Origin of the sequence: Streptomyces sp. NBC_01549, assembly GCF_026339955.1 — a bacterium.
Classification (GTDB): domain Bacteria; phylum Actinomycetota; class Actinomycetes; order Streptomycetales; family Streptomycetaceae; genus Streptomyces.
In genome coordinates, this window is sequence record NZ_JAPEPW010000001.1 from 6249730 (window position 1) to 6268401 (window position 18672).

17 protein-coding genes and 1 pseudogene are annotated in these 18672 nt (G+C 70.6%); 12 read left to right on the forward strand and 6 right to left on the reverse strand.

Annotation, left to right across the window (positions count from 1 at the left end; translation table 11 throughout):
* Positions 1 to 5 precede the first annotated feature (5 nt).
* The 3 genes from OG819_RS27950 to OG819_RS27960 all read left to right on the forward strand — a co-directional run bounded on the left by OG819_RS27950 (position 6) and on the right by OG819_RS27960 (position 3098).
* Positions 6 to 461, forward strand: a complete 456-nt coding sequence (locus tag OG819_RS27950; RefSeq protein ID WP_266623047.1) for a PH domain-containing protein — start codon at positions 6 to 8, stop codon at positions 459 to 461.
* A 202-nt stretch (positions 462 to 663) separates the two neighbouring features.
* Positions 664 to 1998: a hemolysin family protein gene (locus OG819_RS27955; RefSeq protein WP_266651447.1), complete on the forward strand. Its 1335-nt coding sequence runs from the start codon at positions 664 to 666 to the stop codon at positions 1996 to 1998.
* A complete protein-coding gene (locus OG819_RS27960) occupies positions 1995 to 3098 on the forward strand; it encodes a hemolysin family protein (protein ID WP_266623045.1) in 1104 nt (367 codons plus the stop codon). Before OG819_RS27955 ends, OG819_RS27960 begins: the two co-directional genes overlap by 4 nt.
* Before the next feature lie 173 nt (positions 3099 to 3271).
* Here OG819_RS27960 and OG819_RS27965 read toward each other — a convergent pair whose 3' ends face one another.
* Both OG819_RS27965 and OG819_RS27970 read right to left on the reverse strand, forming a co-directional pair.
* A complete protein-coding gene (locus OG819_RS27965) occupies positions 3272 to 5137 on the reverse strand; it encodes an AAA family ATPase (protein ID WP_266651448.1) in 1866 nt (621 codons plus the stop codon).
* Between the two features lie 436 nt (positions 5138 to 5573).
* Positions 5574 to 6227, reverse strand: coding sequence for a hypothetical protein (locus OG819_RS27970; RefSeq protein ID WP_266651449.1), 654 nt, complete (start codon positions 6225 to 6227; stop codon positions 5574 to 5576).
* 209 nt (positions 6228 to 6436) lie between these two features.
* Here OG819_RS27970 and OG819_RS27975 point away from each other — a divergent pair, with 209 nt between their 5' ends.
* From OG819_RS27975 to OG819_RS27985, 3 genes are all read left to right on the forward strand, one after another.
* Positions 6437 to 7795 (forward strand): peptidase C39 family protein, encoded by a 1359-nt coding sequence (locus OG819_RS27975; protein ID WP_266623038.1) that lies wholly within the window; start codon positions 6437 to 6439, stop codon positions 7793 to 7795.
* 731 nt (positions 7796 to 8526) lie between these two features.
* On the forward strand, positions 8527 to 8673 hold the full coding sequence (locus tag OG819_RS27980) for an SCO1431 family membrane protein (RefSeq protein ID WP_107096575.1): 147 nt from the start codon (positions 8527 to 8529) through the stop codon (positions 8671 to 8673).
* Between the two features lie 148 nt (positions 8674 to 8821).
* Entirely contained in the window at positions 8822 to 9481 is a 660-nt protein-coding gene (locus tag OG819_RS27985) for a TetR/AcrR family transcriptional regulator (protein ID WP_266651450.1), read from the forward strand.
* A gap of 51 nt (positions 9482 to 9532) precedes the next feature.
* Here OG819_RS27985 and OG819_RS27990 read toward each other — a convergent pair whose 3' ends face one another.
* On the reverse strand, positions 9533 to 10765 hold the full coding sequence (locus tag OG819_RS27990) for a glycoside hydrolase family 18 protein (protein ID WP_266651451.1): 1233 nt from the start codon (positions 10763 to 10765) through the stop codon (positions 9533 to 9535).
* Between the two features lie 351 nt (positions 10766 to 11116).
* On the opposite strand from OG819_RS27990, the gene OG819_RS27995 reads away from it, so the two are divergent.
* Positions 11117 to 12343 carry an acyl-CoA dehydrogenase family protein gene (locus OG819_RS27995; protein WP_266623031.1) on the forward strand — a complete coding sequence of 409 codons (1227 nt, stop codon included), beginning with the start codon at positions 11117 to 11119 and terminating at the stop codon, positions 12341 to 12343.
* On the opposite strand, the gene OG819_RS28000 is transcribed toward OG819_RS27995, so the two are convergent.
* Positions 12306 to 12566, reverse strand: coding sequence for a hypothetical protein (locus tag OG819_RS28000; protein ID WP_266416527.1), 261 nt, complete (start codon positions 12564 to 12566; stop codon positions 12306 to 12308). The two genes, OG819_RS27995 and OG819_RS28000, sit on opposite strands and share 38 nt — an antisense overlap.
* 221 nt (positions 12567 to 12787) lie before the next feature.
* On the opposite strand from OG819_RS28000, the pseudogene OG819_RS28005 reads away from it, so the two are divergent.
* Positions 12788 to 13075 (forward strand): annotated as a pseudogene (locus tag OG819_RS28005) (phosphotransferase family protein); the annotation flags it as partial.
* 13 nt (positions 13076 to 13088) lie between these two features.
* On the opposite strand, the gene OG819_RS28010 reads toward OG819_RS28005, so the two are convergent.
* Entirely contained in the window at positions 13089 to 13526 is a 438-nt protein-coding gene (locus OG819_RS28010) for a hypothetical protein (RefSeq protein WP_266623029.1), read from the reverse strand.
* A 267-nt stretch (positions 13527 to 13793) separates the two neighbouring features.
* Here OG819_RS28010 and OG819_RS28015 point away from each other — a divergent pair, with 267 nt between their 5' ends.
* The 4 genes from OG819_RS28015 (at position 13794) to fxsA (ending at position 17927) form a co-directional block, all read left to right on the forward strand.
* Positions 13794 to 14234, forward strand: coding sequence for an Lrp/AsnC family transcriptional regulator (locus tag OG819_RS28015; RefSeq protein ID WP_067366187.1), 441 nt, complete (start codon positions 13794 to 13796; stop codon positions 14232 to 14234).
* 47 nt (positions 14235 to 14281) lie between these two features.
* Entirely contained in the window at positions 14282 to 15898 is a 1617-nt protein-coding gene (locus OG819_RS28020) for an amidohydrolase (RefSeq protein ID WP_266651452.1), read from the forward strand.
* 539 nt (positions 15899 to 16437) lie between these two features.
* A complete protein-coding gene (locus OG819_RS28025) occupies positions 16438 to 17232 on the forward strand; it encodes a polyprenol monophosphomannose synthase (RefSeq protein ID WP_266623026.1) in 795 nt (264 codons plus the stop codon).
* A 125-nt stretch (positions 17233 to 17357) separates the two neighbouring features.
* Positions 17358 to 17927: an FxsA family membrane protein gene (gene fxsA / locus OG819_RS28030; RefSeq protein ID WP_266623024.1), complete on the forward strand. Its 570-nt coding sequence runs from the start codon at positions 17358 to 17360 to the stop codon at positions 17925 to 17927.
* A 176-nt stretch (positions 17928 to 18103) separates the two neighbouring features.
* Here fxsA and OG819_RS28035 read toward each other — a convergent pair whose 3' ends face one another.
* Positions 18104 to 18478 carry an RNA polymerase-binding protein RbpA gene (locus tag OG819_RS28035; RefSeq protein ID WP_003977404.1) on the reverse strand — a complete coding sequence of 125 codons (375 nt, stop codon included), beginning with the start codon at positions 18476 to 18478 and terminating at the stop codon, positions 18104 to 18106.
* Positions 18479 to 18672 lie beyond the last annotated feature (194 nt).

Sequence of the window (18672 nt, forward strand, 5' to 3'; positions counted from 1 at the left end):
AAGCCATGCCCGACCTTCCCACGCTCCCCGTCACTTTCCGGCCGTCCCGCACCCGGGCCGTGCTGCTCACCGCGGGCGCCGCGATCTTCGTCGTCATAAGTACGGTCGCGATGCTCCTCGAACAGCTCAGCCCGGGGGACCAGCTCACCTTCGTCTTCACCGGCGCGCTGGTCTTCGGCGTCCTGCTGATGCTCTCCCGGCCCAAAGTCGTCGCCGACGAGACCGGCGTCACCGTGGTCAACATCACCAGCAGGCGACACCTGGACTGGGCGGAGATCCTCCAGGTCAACCTGCGTCCCGGCGACCCCTGGGTGTTCCTGAACCTCAGCGACGGCACCAGCCTGCCCGCGCTCGGCATCCAGCCGGGCATCGCCAAAAAGCGCGCGATCGAGGACGCCCGCGCCCTGCGCGCGCTCGCCGAGGCCCGCTCCATCGGCAACCCGGAGCAACATCACGGCTGACTCTCGGCCTTCCACCCTGCCATACAGGCCCATGTCTTGATTAACCTGTTGGCGGAGGCGTTTTCGTTGCGCCTCCGCCACTGTGTTCCACCCGGTGACTCAGAGGCCCCCTGCTACCCGAGGAGTGACTCCCTCCAGCGATGGACGGATCGTCCTGTAGTACCTGCGCCGCCCCCTCCCGACATATCGAGGCGGCGGCATCATGACCATCTCCCTGCTGCTCCTTGGGGCGGCGTTCCTGCTGATCCTCGCCAACGGCTTCTTCGTGGCGGCCGAGTTCGGCCTCGTCACGGTCGAGCGGCCCGACGCCGAGAAGGCGGCGGCCGAAGGCGACCGACGGGCCGCTACGGTCGTCGAATCGCTCAAGGAGCTGTCCTTCCAGCTCTCCGGCACCCAGCTCGGCATCACCATCACCTCGCTCGTCGTCGGCATGCTCGCCGAACCCGCGCTCGCCGAACTGCTGCACGGCCCCTTCACCGCGCTCGGACTGCCCGAGGGCGCCGTGTCCGGCCTCGCCGTGGTGGTCGGCATGCTGCTCGCCGCGGCCGTGCAGATGGTGATCGGCGAACTCGTGCCCAAGAACTGGGCGGTCTCCAAGCCCCTGCAGGTCGCCCGCTTCGTCGCGGGCCCCCAGCACGTCTTCTCCCGCCTCTTCCGGCCGGTGATCGCCGCGCTCAACACGGTCGCCAACCGGCTCGTACGGGCCCTGGGCGTCGAACCCGCCGAGGAGCTGGCCTCCGCCCGCACCCCCGGCGAACTCGTCTCCCTGGCCCGGCACTCGGCCCAGGCCGGCGCGCTGGAGCAGGACACCGCGGATCTCTTCGTACGGACCCTCTCGCTCGCCGACCTGACCGCGCAGCACGTCATGACCCCGCGGGTACGGGTCAGCGCCCTCCAGTCCTCCGCCACGGCCGAGGACGTCGTCAATCTCACCCGCGCCACCGGCCTCTCCCGCTTCCCCGTCTACCGGGATCGGATCGACGAGATCGTCGGCATGGCGCACCTCAAGGACGCCCTGGCAATCCCCTCCCAGGACCGGCTGCGCACCCCCGTCGGCCGGATCGCCCAGGCCCCGCTGCTGGTCCCGGAGACGCTGCCCGTGCAACCCCTGCTCGAGCAGCTGCGCAACCAGCAGCCGATCGCCGTCGTCGTCGACGAGTACGGCGGTACGGCGGGCGTCGTCACCCTGGAGGACATCGTCGAGGAACTCGTCGGGGAGGTCCGTGACGAACACGACGCCAAGGACCTGCCGGAGCTCGCCGCCGCGCCGCCCGAGGACGGACGGCCCGCCTGGGACGCCGACGGCAGCTGCCGGGTCGACGTCCTGCAGCGCATAGGCCTTGACGTGCCCGAGGGCCCGTACGAGACCGTCGCGGGCCTCGTCGCCGATCTGCTCGGCCGGATCCCGGCCCCCGGCGACAAGGCCGAGCTGCCCGGCTGGCGTCTGTCCGTAAGCCAAGTGGGGCACTACCGGGCCGAACGGGTCCGGCTGGTCAGGACCGCCGACGCGGCTGCCGTGCCGGAGGCCGCCCGATGAGCGTGCTCCAACTCCTTTTCGCCGTGTTGCTGGTGCTCGCCAACGGCTTCTTCGTCGGTGCCGAGTTCGCGCTCGTCTCCGTCCGCCGCAGCCAGATCGAACCCCTCGGCACCGCCCGCGCCCGACAGGTCCTCTACGGCCTGGAGCGGCTGCCGCAGATGATGGCGGCGGCCCAGTTCGGCATCACCATCTGCTCGTTGACGCTCGGCGCGGTGGCCGAACCGACCGTCGCCCACCTGCTGGAGCCCGTCTTCGAGGCGGTCCACCTCCCCGAAGGGGTGATCCACCCCCTCGGATACGTCATCGCACTCGCCCTCGTCGTCTTCTTCCACCTCGTCATCGGCGAGATGGTGCCGAAGAACCTGGCGATGGCCGCGCCCGAGAAGACGGCGCTGTGGCTGAGCCCCGGCCTGGTGGCCTTCGCGCGCCTGTGCCGTCCCGTCACCGTCGCCCTGGGCGCCTGCGCCCGCCTCATCCTGAAACTCTTCCGGGTCGAACCCAAGGACGAGGTCGAGGCGGCCTTCACGAGCGAGCAGCTCAACCGGCTCGTCGAGGATTCCGGCCAGGCGGGCCTGCTGGACCCGGAGGAGCAGGAACGCCTGGAAGACGCCCTGGAACTGGGCTCCCGCCCGGTCACGGACGTCCTCCTGGACCACGACTCGCTGGTCACCGTCGGTCCCTCCGTCACCCCCGGCCAGGTCGTCGCGCTCACCGCCCGCACCGGGTACTCCCGGTTCCCGGTGGTCGCGGAGAACGGCGCCTTCATGGGCTATCTGCATGTGAAGGACGTACTCGACCTGGAGGAGTCCGAACGGGCGGTACCCCAGCACCTGTGGCGGCACATGACCACCCTGCGCTCCGAACTCCCGCTGGACGACGCCCTGACCGTGATGCGCCGCGCCGCGACGCACCTCGCGCAGGTCGCGGACGCGTCGGGGAAGGTCCTGGGTCTTGTCGCGCTGGAAGACGTCCTGGAGCTCCTGGTGGGCGAGGTGCGCGACCCGGCCCATCGAGACACGGACGCCGACGCTGCCGCGGTGGCCACGCCGCTCACGGAACCCCGCCTCAGCGAGGCCCCCGAGCAGGCCCTGGCAACCTGACGCCACCGTGTGGGGAGCTGCTCGCGCGGCTCCCCACACCCCCGGACCGGGGCTGCGCCCCGATTCCCCCTGCGCCTGGTTGTTCGGCCGCGGGGCGGTGGGGGCTGGTCGCGCAGTTCCCCGCGCCCCTGAAAGCCTCGGTGCGTCCGGCGTTCGAGGACGAGGACCGTTGGTCACATCGCCGAAGGGTCCTGCGGTCCCCGCCCCGACAACACCTCCCCGTACGCCTGCATGAGGTCCGGCAGCCGGAGTGTCGACAAGTCGTCGCGGGAGGGAGTGTTCGGGTAGCCGGAGAGACGGAGGTCCCGGTACGCGCAGCTCTTCTCGTACAGGGTGCGCAGGAACCGCCCGTTGCCGAGCTCGTCGATCCAGCCCTGATCGACCACATGCCCGGCGATCGAGCGCAGCTCGTCGAGCGCCTCCTCGTCCCAGATGTCACCGTTCTCGGCGGCGAGCACCTCACCGATGGAGGTGAGTTCCAGGGGGCGGTAGGAAGGGAAGTCGACTCGGGTGGTGAAGCGGGAGGAGAGGCCGGGGTTGGCGGCCAGCAGGCGGTCCATGCCCTCCGGGTAGCCGGCGAGGATGACGACGAGGTGATCGCGGTTGTCCTCGGCCCGCTTCAGCAGCACCTGCAGCGCCTCGTCCCCGTACGCGTCCCCCTTGCCGTAGCCCGAGTTCGACAGCGCGTACGCCTCGTCCACGAAGAGGACCCCGCCGATCGCCGAGTCGATCAGTTCGTTGGCCTTGACGGCGGTCTGGCCCAGGTATTCGCCGACCAGGTCCGCCCGCTGCGCCTCCACGAGGTGGTCACCGCCGAGCAGCCCGAGCGCGTAGAAGACCCGTCCGAGAATGCGAGCCACGGTGGTCTTGCCGGTGCCCGAGGGGCCGGAGAAGACGAAGTGGCGCTTCGGCGGCTGCACCGGCAGGCCCTGTCCGGCCCGCAGCCGCGCCATGTTCAGCTGCGCCGACAACGCCTTGACCTGACGCTTCACCGGCTCGAGCCCGACCATGCGCTCCAGTTCGGCGAGCGCCTCCTCGAGTAAGGCGGGGTCGGTCGGCCCGGCCGGCAGCGGCTGCACCGGCACCACGGCCTTCTCGCGCACCACGTCGGTCTCCGGCGGCAACGCGCCCGGCGGAAGGGGATCGGGCTCCGAGAGCTTCAGGTCGCGGCCCTCGCCGCCGAACAGGGGATCGATGCCGTCGGGGCCTTCCATGACGTCCTGCCCGACCCCGGCCAGCGTGATCGCCGCGAGGTCGGCGGCGGCATCGTCGTACCCGTCGCCCTCGGAGATCGCGGCCAACCGGGCCGAGGTGTCCATGAAGGCGGGGTCGACGCGGTGCACCGCCCGGTAGAGGGGCAGCGCGGCCGCCGACCGCCCGGTGCCCTCGTGGGCCCGCGCGAGCCAGTACCGCAGCTCCTTGCGCTGCGGCTGCTCACTGCGGCAGCGCATCAACGCGGAGAACAGGAGCGGCTCCGCCTGGCCGAACATCTCCAGGCGGACCCGGGCCATGCCGCCGAAGAGGCCGGCCTCTATGCCCAGCATGGGGTCGTCGATCAGCGGATCCGTGTGCCGGACCAGCTGCTCCCAGTCCTTGACCAGATAGGCCCGGCAGGCGTGCAGAAACCGCACCTGATGATCGGCGTCGACCGGCGGCAGTCCCGCGAGCGCCCGGTCCAGCTCGGGCACATGGCGGCCGTCCAGCCAGTGCGAGGCGTGCGCGAGCAGCAGATCGCGCGGGCTCTCCAGTACCGGCTGCACCCACCAGCCCAGCCAGTACCAGGAGTTGAGCGTGCGCCGGTGCCGCGAGCGCTGCTCACCGAAGCGGTCCCGGTGCCGGAACATCCGCAGCAGCGCGGTCGTCGTGTCCACCCGCAGCGCGTGCAGTCCGAGCCAGCCGTCCGCCATGCCCGGGTCCATCCGGACCGCGGTGCGGAACTCCTCCTCCGCCTGCGGATAGGCGCCCATCGTGTAGGCGTCCACACCTCGCATCCAGGCGAGGTCGGCCGGGGCCTCCCGGCCCTGCATGCCGAAGTCCATCACGTCCCCCACAAACCGTGCCCCCGATGGTTCTCCGAACGGGCCGGTGCCCGTCGGCAGCTTTGGTCGAACCCCTGTGCCGCGGACGGGAGTTGCATCGGTGCGCAAGGCAGCCGTCCGAAGGTCGCACCGAGAGGCATCGTACCTGCGGTTCATGGGCCTGCCGAAGGGTGCCGCACACCCCGTTCCACGAGGATGGGAGCAGACGGGGCGCACTCGACTCGGTGACCGAGGGTGAGCGAATCGCGGCGCGGAGCGCCCGAAATGAAAGGATGTGGGCAGAACGAAGCCCCCGATCACGGGGGAACAACCGGGGGCTTCGCGACTGCGGGCGGCTTCAAAAGGCCGCACATTCAGAACGTAAGTCCTGTACGGCCCCCGGGTCAAGCCGAGTTGAGGCACTGAGGGAACTTCCCCGGCGGGGGTCTTCACAAGTTCAGCACATTGCGGATGATCCGTCACCGTGAGTGAGTGGCTGGTCTGGTCCAGCGGTCTCAGTGGGTCCCGAAAACACCTCGTATCCCTCAGGACACTGCCGCACCAGAAGATCGGCAAAGGGCCTTGAGGGATCCTCGACGAAATGCCGACGCTCGGCGGCGACCCATCCGGCCCAGAACGCGCTCTGCTCCTCGCCGTCCCGCCGCCGCCCACGTGTCCAGGCCTCGTCGTACGCCAGTTCCATCCACAGCAGCCGCGCGAGATACGGGCGCAGCGCCCGGCGGCCGGCGCCGACCCCCTCCAGCAGGATCACGGGCGCGGGCGGCAGTTCGCGGACCGGACCGAAGGTGCGGGCGGTCCAGTCGTAGGGGGCGTAGCGCGCCGTTTCGCTCCTGCTCAGCGGTTCGACCACCTGGCGCAGCAGCCGTTCGGTCCAGGCGAACAGCTGCTCGTGTGTCGCGATGTCGTCGAGGTGCAGGACGGGCGCGTCGCCCAGTGCCGCGGCCAGCCGCCCGGCGAACGTGGTCTTCCCCGAGCCGGCGTGCCCGTCGACGCCGATCAGACGGACAGGTCCGCAGGACGGCGGCAGCGCACGCAGGCGCGCGGCGAGGTCGTGAATGTCGGTTCCCGAGGTGCGGTGAGCTGCGGGCACATCCACCCTGCGGGCACACGCACCCCTGTACGGGGAACACTCTAGTGGCGGTCGGCGCGGCCCCGCCGAAACCGAGGCGCCGCAGGTCATGCCAGTGGTCCCGACCAATATTGATGGGCGCGGCACAGGCCGAGGTGCTGGCAGGAGCCGCCGTCCACCGTCCATAGTGGGGAACCGCCGCTTCCGGACCAACTGGGGGTCTCCCACCCATGACCAGAGCTTCAGAACCGTCCCGCAGAGCCCTCCTGGCCGTGGCGTTCGCCGCGGCGGCGACCGGTACCGCGGGTACCGCGGTCGCGGCCACCCCGGCCAGGGCGGCGCACGGGCACGTGGGTTCGGCCCCCGTGGACAACCGGGCCTGGGTCTCGGACGCCGACTGGCGGACCGGCACCGGGAAGGGCACGCAGGTCCTCGCGGCCGCCCGTCCCGGCCTGGTGATCGCGACCCCGGCGGGCACCGCGCACTACACGGACCCGCACACCGGAAAGACCGCGACCTGGGAGTACGCGACCTGGACCTCTCCGGTCCACCGGCTCGCCGTCCCCGCCACCGAGGCCATCGCCTCCTGGAACGCGCACACCCCGGCGGGCACCTGGCTCCAGGTCGAGCTCACGGGCACGTACTCCGACGGCACCGCCACCCCCTGGTACGTGATGGGCCGCTGGGCGGCCGGTGACCAGGACATCAAGCGGACCTCCGTGGACGGCCAGAAGGACGGCAAGAGCAGTATCTGGACGGACACCTTCTCGATCGACGACGCGGCCTCGGGCCTGCGCCTCGCCTCGTACCGGCTCCGTCTGACCCTGTACCGCAGCCCGGGCTCCGGGCTGACGCCCACCGTATGGCGGCTCGGCGCGATGGGCTCCGACATCCCCGACCGCTTCACCGTCCCGGCCTCCACCCCCCGGCTCGCGAAGGAGCTGACGGTCCCGCGCTACTCCCAGGAGATCCACGCGGGCCAGTACCCCGAGTACGACAACGGCGGCGAGGCCTGGTGCAGCCCCACCTCCTCGCAGATGATCATCGAGCACTGGGGGCGCAAACCCACCGCGCAGCAACTCGCCTGGGTCAACCCGGCCTTCACCGACCCGCAGGTCTGCCACGCGGCCCGCTTCACCTACGACTACCAGTACGGCGGCTGCGGCAACTGGCCCTTCAACGCGGCGTACGCGGCGACGTACAAGGACCTCCAGGGCGTGGTGACCAGGCTCGGTTCGCTCACCGACCTGGAGACACTGATCGCCGCCGACATCCCGGCCATAACGTCCCAGTCGTTCCTGAAGTCCGAGCTGACGGGGGCGGGTTACGGGACATCGGGCCACCTCATGACCGTCATCGGATTCACCGCGGCCGGCGATGTGATCGCCAATGACCCCGCCTCGCCGGGCGACGACGCCGTGCGCCGGGTCTACAAGCGGCGCGAGTGGGAGAACATCTGGCTCCGTACCAAGAGATACAACGCCTCCGGGAGCGTTGTCTCCGGTACGGGCGGGGTCTGCTATCTGTACTTCCCGGCGAGTCCTTCGGCGCGGCAGCGCGAGGCGCTCGAGGCGGTCGGGGTCCGCTGAGTGAGGGGGGCGACCCCCGGCGTGCCGCCCCCTGGTCCCTCGGTCATGGTCCCTCAGCCCTGCACCGGGTCCTGGGTGCCGGCGATCTTTCCGCGGTACTCGGCGGATCGGGTCGCCGAGACCCGGCGCACCCGGGAAGGGCGCGGCGCTGTCCTGTGAGGAGACCCACACCGTTCCTCTGGACTGAGCAGGAGTGAGTCTGCTCAGCCGCACGCCCCGAACGGTCTTGGGCGTACTGGTCCCCGGCGTACTCGACCCCGGGGCGGCGACACGCATCCTGTGCGTGGTCCGGGCCCGGGAGGTCGGTTCCCTTCGCGACCTGGCCACATGGGTACGGCCAGAGGCGACGGGGGAGGCTCTGAACCATCACTCCGGTGGAGCAGGGGCCCCGCACGCTGGCGCCGTACCCGGCGTCCCAGATCACACGATCACGTTAACCCGGACGGCCCAGGACGCCGCAAGCCCGGAAGTCGACCATCACACGATCGAGCTAAACCGCCCTCATGCACGCTCCCCGGCGAACAGCCGACAACCCCAGGTGCATCGTTGCCGAAAAGCGAGGTATTCGAAGGTGGTCGAAGTGTCCGGTGTGTCCCGTCGAGGTGTGCGAGGTGCCCGGGGTGACCAAGGTCTCTACCGCCGAAACCCGTTCCGGTGGCAAGGTGGTGGGGTCGGTGGGGAGCCGGCGTGAGGCGGGGGATGCCACCGCACCACTACGTCAGTGAGAAACCATGACCGCGAGCTCCGCCACCGCAACCCGTCTCCGCGCCCGCACCGGCGGTCCGAAGGACGACGGTCCCAAGATCCTCGAACACGTCGCAGGCTGGACCTTCGTCGTGGTCCTCGCGATGCTCGTCACTCAGCTCGGCCTGCTGTGAACTGAACCGGCGGGCGTGCGGGTGAACCGATTTCGGAGTAGACAGTTCTCCCCAAGACCGCGCCCAGTCGATCAGAGTCGAACGAGTGCTTGGTACCGGTCTGCCATACTGCCAACGTCCCGCTGGCAGTCGGAGACTAGGGCCGGAATTGAATCATAGTCAACAGCGCGCCGCCGACCGCCCCCGGGCGCGCGGCACCGATCGCTCACTGGCGCGCCGCGCCGAACTCATCGCCATCGGGCGGAAGTTGTTCGCCGACACGTCCTACGACGCGCTGTCGATGGATGACATCGCCCGCCAGGCGCATGTCGCCAAAGGGCTGATCTACTACTACTTCAAGTCCAAGCGCGGCTATTACCTCGCCATCGTCGAGGACTCGGTCGCGGACCTGATCTCCCGGGCGGCGAGCGGCCTCGAACTGCCCCCGGCCGAGCGGGTGCACCGTGCCATCGACGGCTATCTGCGCTACGCCGAGCACAACCAGGCCGCGTACCGCACGATCATCACCGGCGGGGTCGGCTTCGACACCGAGGTGCAGGCCATCCGCGAGGGCGTGCGCGAGGTCATCGTCGAGACCATCGCCGAAGGGGCGTACGGCAGGCGCAAGATCGCTCCGCTGCCCCGGATGGCGCTGCTCGGCTGGCTCTACAGCGTCGAGGGCGCGACCCTCGACTGGATCGGCCACCCGGCCCTGCCGCGCGACACGGTGCGCGAGCTGCTGGTGAAGATGCTGGGCGGCGCGATGCGCGCGGTCGAGGAGCTCGACCCCTCCTACCGGGCTCCGCAGCCGGCCCGCCGCGAGACCTGAGCGAGGGGCGGGGGCGATCGGGCCCCCGCCCCGACTCACGTACGACACCGGCTAGTTGATCGCCTTGATCAGCTCCCCGTTCGAGGTGTCACCGCTGAGCTCCCAGAAGAAGGTGCCGCCCAGGCCCTGCTGGCTCTTGTACGTCATCTTCCCCGCGATGGTCGACGGGGTGTCGTAACTCCACCAGTTGGTGCCGCACTTGGCGTACGCCGTCCCGGCGACCGTGCCCGTCGCCGGGCACTTCGTCTTCAGCACCTTGTAGTCGTCGATGCCCTGCTCGTACGTTCCCGCCGCCGGCCCGGTGGCGGTGCCGCCGGGAGCCGCCTGGGTGACGCCGGTCCAGCCGCGCCCGTAGAAGCCGATGCCCAGGAGCAGCTTCGAGGCCGGGATGCCCAGGCCCTTGAGCTTCGCGATGGTGGCGGAGGTGTAGTAGCCCGCCTTCGGAATGCCGGTGTACGAGTTCAGCGGAGAGTGCGGGGCCGTGGGGCCGGCCGCGTCCCAGGCGCCGAAGAAGTCGTAGGTCATCGGGTTGTACCAGTCGACGTACTGCGCCGCGCCCGCGTAGTCCGCCGCGTCGATCTTGCCGCCTGCGGTGGCGTCGGCCGTGATCGCCGCGGTGACCAGGTTGCCGGAGCCGAACTTCGCCCGCAGCGCCGCCATCACGTTCTTGAAGGCCGCGCTGCCGCTGGTGTCGCAGGTGTTGCCACAGGCGTTCGGGTACTCCCAGTCGATGTCGATGCCGTCGAAGACGTCCGCCCACTTGGAGTTCTCGACGAGGTCGTAGCAGGACTGCGCGAACGCGGCCGGGTTCTTGGCGGCCTCGCCGAAACCGCTCGACCAGGTCCAACCGCCGAAGGACCAGAGAACCTTGAGGTTCGGGTGCTTCTTCTTCAGCTTGCGCAGCTGGTTGAAGTTGCCGCGCAGGGGCTGGTCCCAGGTGTCGGCGACACCGTCCACCGACTGGTCGGCGGTGTACGCCTTGTCGGTCGCCGCGTAGGCGTCGCCCATGGCGCACTTGCCGCCGGTGACATTGCCGAAGGCGTAGTTGATGTGGGTGAGCTTGGCGGCCGAGCCGGACGTCTCGACGTTCTTGACGTGGTAGTTCCGGTCGTAGACGCCCCATTCCGTGAAGTAGCCGACGACCTTTGAACCGGCGGCTTCCTGGGTCGACGGGGTCGCGGTGGCCGTGCCCGCGCCGGCGAGCAGCGTGGCGCCGAGGGCGGCGCAACAGGCGGCGGACAGGAGCGCTGGGAAGCGGGAGCGGGGGCGGTGCGGTCGGAGCATCGGTTCTCCTCGTGGGGGAGGGGAGCGTGGGGGAGGCATGCTGGGACCTGCGCGTGCTGTTTCGCATGAACGCGGAGAGGCGTTGACGGAACAGTAGGAGGACTAGACCAGTGCGTCAATGGTTCGGACCAATTGGGCGGGGTGATCGGGGCGGTTCCCCTTTCTTTCGGTAAGCGGTCGTCGACTGGTGACTCGGTGCCTTTGAACGGGCATACTCACAGCGCCAGAGCCGCTGACCAGGTCGTTCTCCACCCAGGAACGGCCGTATCGGCTGGGCCGTGAGACCCGGCGACGCAGCCCCACCCCCGGCGTGCGTGCGCCGACGCGCCCTACAGGGAGGAGAGCGTCGCCATGCCCGACCGCGCCCCGCAGCAGGTGGACCGTCAACTGCCCACGGACGAGGCCCGGGATCTGATCTCGCTCGTCCGCGACATCGCACAGCGCGAGATCGCACCGAAAGCGGCCGAGGAGGAGGACGCCGGGCGCTTCCCGCGCGAGATCTTCGGACTGCTCTCCGCATCCGGACTGCTCGCACTGCCGTACGACTCCGAGTACGGCGGCGGCGACCAGCCGTACGAGGTCTATCTCCAGGTCCTCGAAGAGCTCGCCATGGCCCGCCTCACCGTCGGCCTCGGTGTCAGCGTGCACTCCCTCTCCTGCCACGCCCTGGCGAACTACGGCACCAAGGAACAGCGGGCCGAGCACCTGCCCGCGATGCTCGGCGGCGGTCTCCTGGGCGCCTACTGCCTCTCCGAGCCGTCCTCCGGTTCGGACGCCGCCTCCCTGCGGACGAAGGCGGTCCGGGAAGGCGGCGGTGCCGCCCGCTCGGGCGAAGCCGGAAGTGGGGCAGGAACCGGAAGCGGGGGAGAGTGGGCGATCACGGGCACCAAGGCCTGGATCACGCACGGCGGCATCGCCGACTTCTACACCGTGCTGGCCCGCAGCGGCGGCGAGGGCCCGCGCGGCATCACCGCGTTCCTGGTGCCCGGCGACGCCGAGGGACTGAGCGCCGCCCCGCCCGAGAAGAAGATGGGCATGAAGGGCTCGCCCACCGCGCAGGTCCACTTCGACGGCGTGCGCGTGCCCGACGGCCGACGCATCGGCGACGAAGGGCAGGGCTTCGCGATCGCCCTCGCCGCGCTCGACTCCGGACGGCTCGGCATCGCGGCCTGCGCCATAGGCGTCGCCCAGGCGGCCCTCGACGAGGCTGTCGCGTACGCGACAGGGCGCGAGCAGTTCGGCCGGCCGATCTCCGACTACCAGGGCCTGCGTTTCATGCTCGCGGACATGGCGACGCAGATAGAGGCGGGCCGGGCGCTCTATCTGGCCGCGGCACGGCTGCGCGACGCGGGGCGGCCCTTCGCCAAGCAGGCCGCCATGGCGAAGCTCCTGTGCACGGACACGGCGATGAAGGTCACCACGGACGCCGTCCAGGTGCTCGGCGGATACGGCTGCACCGCGGACTTCCCGGTCGAGCGCTATATGCGCGAGGCCAAGGTGCTGCAGATCGTCGAGGGCACCAATCAGATCCAGCGGATCGTCATCGCCCGTCACCTCGCGGGGCCGGAGTCACACTGAACTGCCCGTAGCCGTACAGGACCGGTGGCGCGGTCAGCCGGATCCACTCCGGGTCGTGGCGCCCCGGCAGTGTGCGGCCGCGCTCGGCCCAGGTGCGGATCAGCGCGCGGTAGATGGGGGGATCCTGGGCCGGCGGCGCGGCGCTGGCGGGCCGCACGGATTCCGCCGGAGCGGGGACGAAGATCCGACGGCGTCGCTCGGTCGCCGCAAAGGTGGGGGTCATACCGGGGAAACGCGCAGGCGAGCGGGCAGGTCACCCGCTCGCGAAATCGTGCGTGGGTTCGCTGCGGGCCCCTACGGGGGGTCGGTCCGGGGCGCCGCCGTCTGGCCCCGGGCCGCTATCTGACGTACCGTCAACTGGCGCCCCGGGGGCCGCACCCCTCCGGGGGACGTCAACCGCCGTACCCCCAGGGAGGCCTGCAGTGCCCGACGACCGCCCCGTTGGACCTGACGGTGAGCTTCGGCCAGCGCGGACTGCCCGACTTCCTGCGCCGCGACCGCGTCGAACGGCGCTACGCCGAACTCACCGGTCACACAGCCCAGGACATGGACTTCCACACGCTGTACGCGGCGCTGCGGCACGCGATCGTCATGCTGCGCGTCGCCTACCGCCAGGTGCACTTCGGCGAGGTCGGTGTACCACCGGACCCGGACACACTGATCCTGCACCATGACAGCCTGCGAGCCATGGTGCAGGGCAGCTACTGGGAGGGACCGGGCGCCGGTCGCTGAACGCGAGGGCCGCTCAGGCGGCCTGACGGCGCATCTCGGGGCCCCGCATCGGGCGCGAGCCCGGGCCGCCGACGTGCGAGAAGGGCTGTGTCCGCCAGTCCAGCCCCTGAGGGAGCGTCAACAGAAGGGCGGTGTCCTGCTCCTGAGGCTCCGCCGACTCGTCGGCGGGCCGGGCGTCGCCTGCGGCGCGGCCCGTGCCGGCGCAGACCGTGAGCCCGAACGGGTTCCACGGCGAGGCGCACAGCGCGTGCTCGGGCAGGCTCTCCTCGTCCGCGAGGAGCGCGATGGGCTGGGCACAGTCCGGGCAGATCACCCGGTACATCTCGAAGGTGTCGTAGGCGTCGAGTTCCTCACCGTCGAGGGCGTCGGGTTCGACGCCCTCCGGCTCGGGATCGACGACCAGCTTGGGCCGCTTGGATGCGGTACGACCAGGACGCTTAAGACTCTGCATGGGATTCTCCCCCTCGGGTGGGCCGACAAGGCACTGCGGCCTCGACCACAGCAAGCATTTCCCGTCCCGTCTCTGCGGTAATCACGAGAACATCACGGACCCGGTTGCGGCACTGTGTCGTTCGTCACATGCCGCCCGCAGGTGCCCGGCGCGGTGGGTTTGTCCACCAGGCGGTTCACAGTCAGAACTCTGCCACATCACAAACCGGGTATGACCTGCGCCGCTGAGGTATCCGACGAGATCAAGGGCCCTGTAGGTTCTTGCGCCATGGAGGAGCTGGACCGACAGATCGTGCAGCTGCTCGTCGCAGACGGGCGGATGAGTTACACCGACCTGGGCAAGGCCACGGGCCTGTCCACGTCCGCCGTGCACCAGCGGGTGCGTCGGCTCGAACAGCGCGGTGTCATCCGTGGCTATGCCGCGGTCGTGGACCCCGAGGCCGTCGGGCTGCCCATGACCGCCTTCATCTCGGTGAAGCCGTTCGACCCGAGCGCCCCCGACGACATCGCGGAACGCCTCGCCGGCGTGCCCGAGATCGAGGCCTGCCACAGCGTCGCGGGCGACGAGAACTACATCCTGAAGGTGCGGGTCTCCACCCCGCACGAACTGGAGGAACTCCTCGCCCGCCTGCGCACCCTGGCGGGCGTGTCGACCCGCACGACCGTGGTGCTGTCGACGCCGTACGAGGCGCGCCCACCCCGCATCTGACCCACCCGGGGACCGGCCGGACACCGGCAGGCGCGAGACTGTTCCCCATGAGTGAGAGCACCGCCACGTCGGACACCGTGCTGTTGCGCGGTGGAGAAGTCCACAGTCCCGCCGACCCCTTCGCCACCGCGATGGTCGTCGAACGCGGACAGATCGCCTGGGTCGGCTCGGAAGGCGCGGCCGACGCCTTCGCCGACGGGGTCGCCGAGGTCGTGGACCTGGAAGGCGCACTGGTCACCCCGGCCTTCACCGACGCCCACGTCCACACCACCTCCACCGGGCTCGCGCTCACCGGTCTCGACCTGTCCGACGCGCCCTCCCTGGACGCCGCCCTCGCCCTCGTCCGCGAGTTCGCCGCCGCCCGCCCCGCCGACCGGGTGCTGCTCGGCCACGGCTGGGACGCGGCCCGCTGGCCCGGCGGCCGCCCCCCGACGCGCGCCGAACTCGACGAGGCGACCGGGCGCCGCCCGCTCTACCTCTCACGCATCGACGTGCACTCCGCCGTGGTCACCACCGCGCTCCTCGACCTGGTACCCGGGGTCACCGCACGGGCCGGTTACGCGGCCGACGGCCCCCTGACCCGGGACGCCCACCACGCCGTGCGCGCCGCCGCGCTCGGCGCCCTCACCCCGGCCCAGCGCATCGAGGCCCAGCGCGCCGCGCTCGCCCACGCCGCCTCGCTCGGCATCGGGTCCGTGCACGAGTGCGCGGGCCCGGAGATCTCCTCCGAGGACGACTTCACCGGACTGCTGCGGCTCGCCGCCGAGGAAGCCGGCCCGCGGGTCGTCGGCTACTGGGCCGAAGAGGATGTCGACAAGGCCAGGGCGCTGGGCGCGATCGGCGCCGCGGGCGACCTCTTCGTCGACGGGTCCCTGGGCTCGTACACCGCCTGCCTGCACCAGCCGTACGCCGACGCCGACCACACCGGCACCGCCTACCTGGACGCCGCCGCCGTGGGCGCGCATGTGGTCGCCTGCACCGAGGCAGGCCTCCAGGCGGGCTTCCACGCCATCGGGGACGCCGCCGTGACCGCCGTGGTCGAGGGAGTCCGCGCAGCCGCCGAAAAAGTCGGCCTGGCCCGCGTGCGCGCCGCCCGGCACCGCGTCGAGCACGCCGAGATGCTCACCCCGGAGACCATCGCCGGCTTCGCCGAGCTGGGCCTCACCGCTTCCGTGCAGCCCGCCTTCGACGCGTTGTGGGGCGGCGAGGACGGCATGTACGCCCAGCGCCTGGGTGCCGAGCGGGCCCGCGCACTCAACCCGTTCGCGGCCCTGCTGCGCACCGGCGTGCCGCTCGCCTTCGGTTCCGACAGCCCCGTCACCCCCCTCGACCCGTGGGGCACCGTGCGCGCCGCCGCGTTCCACCGCACGCCGGGGCACCGGGTCTCCGTGCGCGCCGCGTTCACGGCGCATACGCGCGGCGGGTGGCGGGCGATCGGACGGGACGACGCGGGAGTCCTGGTGCCGGGCGCACCCGCCGACTACGCCGTGTGGCGCACTGAGGAACTGGTCGTGCAGGCACCCGACGACCGGGTCGCGCGCTGGTCGACCGACCCTCGTTCGGGTACTCCTGGACTGCCCGATCTGAGCCCCGGCGGAGACCTGCCCGTGTGCCTGCGGACGGTCGTCGCAGGACGGACGGTCTTCGTACGGCCGGGCGAGTGATCTGCGGGGGTGGCGTCGTGGTGTTCATCCGCCGCCGCCGCGTCGCGCGACCTGCGCATCCTCCGCGCTGACCAGGTAATTGAGGGAAAACCAGCAGGTCAGACGAGTGTTGACAGCTGGCCTCGGGGGGCCGGTAGGTTCGGCCGGGTCCACCACCGGACGTCCGACCGGAGAACTTCCACGCAGTCGCCGGAGCGCCGCTGGGTCAGGGGTGGTGTGCCGCACCGGCGCACCACCACTGGGAGCCAGGCTCAGCGCCAGTGCGACGGCGAGGGAACGTTCATGCCTGTCGGAAGGGTGTGACCCGGGTGGGGCCCGGACGTCCAGTAGACAACGGCTTTCGGTCGACCCGCAGCCAGCGGGTCCCAGGTCGGCCCGAAGGGCGCCGGGCCCCGATCCGCAGTACGGTGCTCCGGCGCGGCGGGCGCTCTCTTACCCGGCTCTTGCCGAATCGACACCCCCGCACTAACGCGCCGACGCGTCAGTGCAGGCTGCGGCCACTATGGTGGACCCCTGCGTACGGACATGAAGGGGCAGTAGTGAACGACGGCGACGGGACCCTCGCGGCAGGAGCCAAGGGGAGGCAGTTCGGCCCGCTCGGCACGGCCTTGGTGATCATCCCGACCTACAACGAGGCGGAGAACATCAAGAAGATCGTCGGCCGGGTACGAGCCTCGGTGCCCGATGCACACGTTCTCGTGGCGGACGACAACAGCCCGGACGGCACGGGCAAGCTCGCCGACGAGCTGGCCGCCGAGGACGACCACGTCCAGGTGCTGCACCGCAAGGGCAAGGAAGGCCTGGGCGCCGCGTATCTCGCGGGCTTCGCCTGGGGCCTTGAGCACGGCTACGGCGTCCTCGTGGAGATGGACGCGGACGGCTCGCACCAGCCCGAGGAACTGCCCCGGCTGCTGACCGCCCTCAAGGGCGCGGACCTCGTGCTGGGGTCGCGCTGGGTGCCGGGCGGGCGGGTCGTGAACTGGCCCAAGTCCCGCGAGTTCATCTCGCGTGGCGGCAGCTTGTACTCCCGGCTCATGCTCGACGTGCCGATCCGGGACGTCACCGGAGGCTTCCGCGCCTTCCGCCGCGAGACCCTCGAAGGTCTCGGACTCGGTGAGGTCGCGTCCCAGGGGTACTGCTTTCAGGTGGACCTGGCCCGGCGCGCGGTCAAGGCCGGTTTCCACGTCGTCGAGGTGCCCATCACCTTCGTCGAGCGTGAGCTCGGCGACTCCAAGATGAGCCGCGACATCCTCGTGGAGGCGCTGTGGCGGGTCACCACGTGGGGTGTGGGGGAGCGGGTCGGCCGGATCACCGGCCGGAACCACACGCCGTAGGAGCGCTTGCGAAGTGGGGGCGGCCCGCATGGGCCCGCCCTCGCGATGCGCCCTCACTTCACTCCACAGCTACGGCTGATCATCCGCTTATCCCGTACTGAGCTGTGCCCAGGCACACTGGGTGCATGACGACTGGCGCACCGACTCCCACATACCCCGCGCGGCCGCGGCGATCCCGGCTGCGCACGTATCTGCCGCTCGGCATCGCCGTCTGGCTGGTGCTGGAGATCTGGCTCCTGACCGTGGTCGCCGGCGCGGCTAGCGGTTTCGGGGTCTTCCTGCTGCTGGTCGCCGGTTTCGTCCTCGGCTCCGTGGTCATCAAGCGGGCCGGCCGCCGTGCCTTCCGCAACCTCAGCGAGACGCTGCAACAGCAGCAGAGCGGGGCGGCCCCCACGACCGGGGGTGGCAACGGCAACGGGCTGATGATGCTCGGCGGCCTGCTCCTGATGATCCCCGGACTCATCTCCGACGCGCTGGGCCTGCTCCTGCTGATCCCGCCCGTCCAGAAGACCGTGAGCCGTTACGCCGAGCGCACCATCGACCGCAAGATCCGCGAGGCCGCGCCGGGCACCGTCGGTGACGCCTTCCAGCAGGTGCGCATCCACCGCCCCGACGGCAAGGTCGTCCAGGGCGAGGTCATCAGGGAAGAGAACCCGGCGACGGACCCGGGCCCACGCCCACCGCTGAACCGCTGACCTCGGCTCCCATCGCAGGCCCGTGGGTTTTTCACCTGCGGGCCGGTGTGGGCTGGTCGCGCAGTTCCCCGTGCCCCTGAAGGGGCACGGGGAACGCACAGAGCCGCGAGCCCCGTACAACGTGCGTACGGCGCTCGCGGCTGCGTGCGTGGTATGCCGCCCAACCCTCGGAGGGGTTACGCGGACTTGCGGCTGTCCCGCGGATGCACCGCGATGTTCATCGCGCCGGAGCGCAGAACGGCCAGGCGCTCCTCGAGGACCTCTTCGAGCTCCTCTCGGGTGCGCCGCTCCATCAGCATGTCCCAATGCGTACGCGCGGGCTTGGCCTTCTTTTCCTCAGGGCCGTCGCCGTCCACCAGGAGTGCCTGGGCCCCGCAGACCTTGCACTCCCACTCCGGCGGAATCTCCGCCTCGACCGAGAAGGGCATCTCAAACCGGTGCCCCTTCTCGCATGCGTACTCCACGGCCTGGCGCGGGGCCAGGTCGATGCCGCGGTCCGTCTCGTAGCTGGTCACCACGAGGCGCGTGCCGCGAAGAGCTCGCTCACTCATGAATCGTGCCTCCCGGGCTTGTCGCCCACAGGACAGGTGTCGCTGTCGTCGTCATCCGGTCAACGTCCGGTCGGCGGTAAAGATTCCCGTTGTGGGTCATGCGTCGCCGTCGTAGCCGCCCCTTGTTGTACCCACCGGCGCCCGGTTTGTCACATCTGGCAGCAGATGTCACCCAACGCTTCAGTATCTTTGAC